We start from the raw sequence: 5,148 nt of genomic DNA, 5'->3' as shown, positions 1-5,148 counted from the left end.
AAACGACGCCTAACTATTTGTTTTTATTGGCGCGCCCGACAGGAATCGAACCTGTAACCGCCGGCTTAGAAGGCCGGTGCTCTATCCAGTTGAGCTACGGGCGCCCGAACCGGAACGGTGTCCAATCCGACGTGATGTGGGATTGGTCGGGGTAGAGGGATTCGAACCCCCGACATCCTGCTCCCAAAGCAGGCGCGCTACCAGACTGCGCTATACCCCGGTCTTGCAATCCCCTCGGGCCATGCCCGGGGAGCTGGTCATTGTCGCCAAGCGCATTGGGAACTGTCAACGCAGGATGTGCAGATCCGGCGCCTGCCACAACGCCGAAAGCAGTCATCGGCTATGCTCACGCCCATCGGCCGGATGGCCGTCCAGACCCTCATTCGCACGGAGAACGCGCATGCGCAGCGGCAACCCGGCTCTTTCCGAGTCCACCTTCCTCGACCTCGCCAGCGGCTCGGTGGTGACCAGCCCCGACCAGGCAATGACCCTCAACGGCACCGTCAACAAGACCGGTTTCCTGCTGCTGTTGACCGTGCTGACGGCCGCTTTCGCCTGGAACCAGACCATCGACGACTACGGTCAGGTTTTGCCCGGTGCCAGGCTGTATGCCATGGGCGGCGCCATCGGCGGCCTGGTGCTGGCGCTGATCACCGTTTTCAAGAAGGAATGGTCGCCGGTCACCGCGCCGATGTACGCGCTGGTGGAAGGCCTGTTCCTCGGCGCCATCTCGGCCGTGTTCAACGCCAAATTCCCGGGCATCGTGTTCCAGGCCGTGCTGCTGACCTTCGGCACTCTGTTCGCGCTGCTGTTCGCGTACCGCAGCGGCCTGATCAAGGCCACCGAGAACTTCAAGATGGGCGTGGTCGCGGCCACTGGCGGCATCGCCCTGCTCTACCTGGCATCGTTCGTGCTCGGCTTCTTCAACATCAACGTGCCGGTGATCCATGACTCCAGCTGGCTGGGCATCGCCTTCAGCCTGTTCGTGGTGGTCGTGGCCGCGCTGAATCTGGTGCTGGACTTCGACTTCATCGAGACCGGTGTCGCCCAGCGTGCACCGAAGTACATGGAGTGGTATGGCGCATTCGGCCTGATGGTGACCCTGGTCTGGCTGTACGTTGAATTCCTGCGCCTGCTGTCGAAAATCCAGCAGCGCTGAGCCGCAACATGCAATAGACGACAAAGGGCGCCCTTCGTGGCGCCCTTTGTCGTTCCTCCCTCAGCGCGCCAGCAGCACCGGCAGCGACGATGCCAGCAACGCGATGCCTGACGCGGTCAGCAGGCCCAGCACGAGCTGCCGGAAGCGCGCCTCGCTGATGCCGATGTAGACCCTTGCACCCAGCAGGGTCGGCACCAGCATGGCCGGTGCCACGATGGCGAAATACGGCAGCATCTGCCGGCTGACCAGGCCGCTGCCGACATAGGTGGCCATGGTCACCGCCAGCATCGCCAGGTTGAAGTTCTGGATGACCGCGCGCTGTTCGTCCTTGCCGAAGCCTCGCAGGGTGCTCCACAACGTCGGCACCGGCCCGGCAAAGCCGCCAATGCCACTGAGCACGCCACCGGCCATGCCAGCGATCGCATCACCGATACGGCCGCCGACGCGCACCGGAGGCAACGAGCGCGCCATCAGCATGACCGGGCACCACAGCGCCAGGAAGCCGCCCAGCAGCGCCTTGAACCAGTCCATGTCCAGCTGCGGCAGCACCATCACGCCCAGCGGAATGCCGGCCAGCCCGCCCAAGACGAAGGGCAGCAACAGGCGCAGGTTGAAGCCACGGCGCACAGTGAACACAGCCACCAGCTGACCGACCAGCGCACCAAACACCGACAGCGTCGCCGCCAGCCGCGGCTCCAGTCCCCATGCCCAGAACGACATCGCCACCATGCCAAAGGCGAAGCCGGACAGGCCCTGCACGAATCCGGCGACGATCGCGCCCAGCGCGACCAGCAGATACACCGACTCCATCACCACCTCGGTTGCAGCCGCGCGACTATCCTGCCGCGCCCACCTGTGCAGCGTAGTGCGCCGCGAGGTGCTCGACCAGCGCACGCACTTTCGGCGCCAGCGCACGTGCATGCGGATACAGCGCGAAGTAGCGGCGCTGCCCGGCATGCCAGGCCGGCAACACGCGGATCAGACGACCGGCGCGCAGGTCCTCCTGTACGGTCAGTGCGGTGAACAGGCTGATGCCCATTCCGGCCAACGCCGCGGCATACAGCGCGGGCGTGGCATCCACGCGCAGGCGCTGGCCGGCCTCGATGCTCACGCTGGCACCGCGCGGCCCCTGCAGCTGCCAGGGCGGCATTGACGGCGTGGGACTGAATCCCAGCAGCGTATGTTGTTCGAGATCTGCAGCCTGTCGCGGCAGACCACGACGTGCCAGATAGGCCGGCGCAGCAACCAGGATGCGCGGGCAGCTGGCCAGTTCGCGCGCGACCAGCTGGCTGTCCGGCAGCGAGGCCGCGATGCGAAGAGCCAGGTCGAAACCGCCCCCCACCACGTCGACCAGTTGATCATCGGCCGACAGGTCCAGCGAGACCTGCGGGTAGCGCTGCAGGAACGACGGCAGCCACTGGGGCAGCTCCTGGCTGGCGACCACCTGCGGCACGCTGATGCGTACGGCGCCACTGGGCTGCGCCTGCCCGGCGCGCGCGCGGTCGTCCGCTTCCTGCAGGCGATCGAGCAGCACGCCGGCCTCCCGGTGATAGTCGCGCCCGGCTTCGGTCAACGACAGCCGCCGACTGTTGCGATCGAGCAGGCGAACCTGCAGGTGATCTTCCAGCTGCCGCAGTTGCCGTGACATCGCCGAGTGGGTCGTGCCCAGGCGTTCAGCCGCAGCGGTGAAGCTGCCTGCGTCGACGATGGCGCGCAGCGCACGCAGGGCGGCGAAGTGATCCATCGGCGAGCGACTCCAGGTGACGGGGCCCATGGCATGCGGGCCCCACCAGCTTATCAAGCGCCGTCGCCGGCCTTGCGCACCGGCAGCGCCAGGATCGCGTCGGTGTTCATGACATCACCGAAGGCGTCTTCGATCTGCGCCAGCGAGGCGTCATGCAGCGCGCGATGATCGATGCGCTGGCCACTGGCCAGGTCCAGGTCGCGGCTGGCGCTGGCATCGGACGATACGATCACCCGGTAGCCGCGCGGTGCCGCCGCCGCGTCGCGCGCAGCACCGGCCACACAGGCATGGGTCTGCAGGCCGGTGACGATCAGGGTGTCGATGCCGGCATCCTTCAGCACCGTGTCGAGCATCGCGGCCGAGTTGCCAGCGAACACGCTGACATTGTCCTTCTGCACCACGATCTCACCCTTGCGCGGCTGCAGGTCGCGATGGAAGGCGGCATTGACGCTGCCCTGCGCGAACAGCGGTGCACCGGCCGGCAACACATGCTGCACGTGGATCACGCGGATGCCGTGAGTATCGGCGAACTCGACCACCCGCCTGGCCTGGCGCAGTGCGGCCACGCCATCGGGAATGACCATGCGGCCACCAGCAAAGCCGGGCGCGGCGCTGGCATCGAAGTATTCGTTCTGGAAGTCGATCACCAGCACGGCGGTCTTCGCTGCATCCAGCGAGGCCGCGACCGGCGCGCCGGCCATGTGGCGGATGGTGGGATGGGACGGTTCGGCGGCAGCGACCGGGGCGGTGGCGGCCATGCCGATCAGGCTGGCCAGGCCGAAGGCGGTGAGGTTCATGGGAGGGTTCCTGTGCGGTGGGTGTGGGGCACAGGATGCGGAGCGATTGGCGCACGAACCAGCCGTGCCGGGGCACATGACCTGTGCGAAACCCGCACAACCGATCATTCCGTCATCCACGCATGGCGTGGATCTACCGGAAAACGCAACGGGGCGCCCGAAGGCGCCCCGCTGGGATCCAACCGAGGCCGACCGGCCGCTTACAGGCGGCTGGCGATGGCCTTGGCGAAGCTCATGGTGGTGCCGGTGCCGCCCAGGTCGCCGGTCAGCGAGTCCTTGGCTTCCATGGTCGCCACAATGGCCTTGCGCAGGCGCGCGGCGTTTTCCGGCTGGCCGACGTGGTCCAGCATCTGCGCGGCTGCCAGCAGCAGCGCACACGGATTGGCCTTGCCCTGGCCGGCGATGTCCGGCGCGGTGCCGTGCACGGCTTCGAAGATCGCCGCGTCCTTGCCGATGTTGGCACCCGGGGCCAGGCCCAGGCCGCCGACGAGGCCGGCACACAGGTCGGAGATGATGTCGCCGAACAGGTTGGTGGTGACGATCACGTCGAACTGTTCCGGACGCATCACCAGCTGCATGCAGCAGTTGTCGACGATCATTTCCTGGAATTCGATGTCCGGATACTGCGCGGCCACTTCACGGGCGACATTCAGGAACAGGCCCGAGGTCGACTTGATGATGTTGGCCTTGTGCACGGCGGTGACCTTCTTGCGGCCGGTGCTCTTGGCCAGCTCGAAGGCGTAGCGCACGATGCGCTCGGAGCCCTTGCGGGTGATGCGGGTGCCGGAGAAGGCGGTCTCGCCGTCGGCCGACACTTCCTGGCCTTCGGCCAGGTACGCACCTTCGGTGTTCTCACGAACGGTGATCAGGTCGACGTTGTCGAAACGCGACTTGGTGTTCGGGAAGGTGTGGGCCGGACGCACGTTGGCGTACAGGTCGAAGTGACGGCGCAGGCTGACGTTGATCGAGGTGAAACCACCACCGACCGGGGTGGTCAGCGGGCTCTTCAGCGCGACCTTGTTGCGCGCGATCGACTCCAGGGTCACCGCCGGCATCAGGTCGCCGTGCTTTTCCAGGGCCACCAGGCCGGCGTCGGCGTCTTCGTACTCCAGGCCAGTCTTGAGCTGGTCGAGCACGAACAGGGTGGCGTCCATGATTTCCGGGCCAATGCCGTCGCCGCGGATGACCGTAATTTTCTGCGTCATTGATCGATGTTCCGAACAGGGGGAAAAACGCCGTCCGGACGTGCCCGGAAACGCCGGCGCAAAGGAAGTTTCACCGGCAATTATGCCTGAGCCGGGGCCGAGGTCCCAAATAGACCATGGTCCCAGTGCCCGGCTCAGGCAGAATTGCCCGCGCATTCCACCTTATCCCCGCGCCTGTCGGCGCGCCCCCTTGAACAACAAGGGGGCTCCTGGACTGTTGGATTGCGGGAAATGCCCCGGCGC

General features: G+C 66.3%; 5 protein-coding genes and 2 tRNA genes. 1 reads left to right on the top strand and 6 read right to left on the bottom strand.

Features of this window, described 5'->3' with window-relative positions; genetic code table 11:
* Positions 1 to 27: 27 nt before the first annotated feature.
* Positions 28 to 104 (bottom strand) — tRNA-Arg (locus ARC63_RS15310).
* A gap of 39 nt (positions 105 to 143) precedes the next feature.
* A tRNA-Pro gene (locus tag ARC63_RS15305) sits at positions 144 to 220 on the bottom strand.
* A gap of 180 nt (positions 221 to 400) precedes the next feature.
* Here ARC63_RS15305 and ARC63_RS15300 point away from each other — a divergent pair.
* A complete protein-coding gene (locus ARC63_RS15300; protein ID WP_019336559.1) occupies positions 401 to 1,159 on the top strand; it encodes a Bax inhibitor-1/YccA family protein in 759 nt (252 codons plus the stop codon).
* Between the two features lie 60 nt (positions 1,160 to 1,219).
* Here ARC63_RS15300 and ARC63_RS15295 read toward each other — a convergent pair whose 3' ends face one another.
* The 4 genes from ARC63_RS15295 to ARC63_RS15280 all read right to left on the bottom strand — a co-directional run bounded on the left by ARC63_RS15295 (position 1,220) and on the right by ARC63_RS15280 (position 4,905).
* Positions 1,220 to 1,969, bottom strand: coding sequence for a sulfite exporter TauE/SafE family protein (locus ARC63_RS15295; protein ID WP_049412689.1), 750 nt, complete (start codon positions 1,967 to 1,969; stop codon positions 1,220 to 1,222).
* A gap of 25 nt (positions 1,970 to 1,994) precedes the next feature.
* Entirely contained in the window at positions 1,995 to 2,903 is a 909-nt protein-coding gene (locus ARC63_RS15290; protein WP_057503723.1) for a LysR family transcriptional regulator, read from the bottom strand.
* Positions 2,904 to 2,956: 53 nt separating this feature from the next.
* The gene (locus tag ARC63_RS15285) at positions 2,957 to 3,700 is read right to left on the bottom strand and encodes a cysteine hydrolase family protein (protein ID WP_057503722.1); all 744 of its coding nucleotides are present in this window, start codon (positions 3,698 to 3,700) and stop codon (positions 2,957 to 2,959) included.
* A 200-nt stretch (positions 3,701 to 3,900) separates the two neighbouring features.
* Positions 3,901 to 4,905 carry an isocitrate dehydrogenase gene (locus ARC63_RS15280; protein WP_049412684.1) on the bottom strand — a complete coding sequence of 335 codons (1,005 nt, stop codon included), beginning with the start codon at positions 4,903 to 4,905 and terminating at the stop codon, positions 3,901 to 3,903.
* Positions 4,906 to 5,148: the final 243 nt, after the last annotated feature.

The sequence above is a fragment of the Stenotrophomonas geniculata ATCC 19374 = JCM 13324 genome (genome assembly GCF_001431625.1).
Classification (GTDB): Bacteria; Pseudomonadota; Gammaproteobacteria; order Xanthomonadales; family Xanthomonadaceae; genus Stenotrophomonas; species Stenotrophomonas geniculata.
Note: the sequence above shows the minus strand (reverse complement) of the source record. Positions and strands in the feature narration are given on the sequence as shown.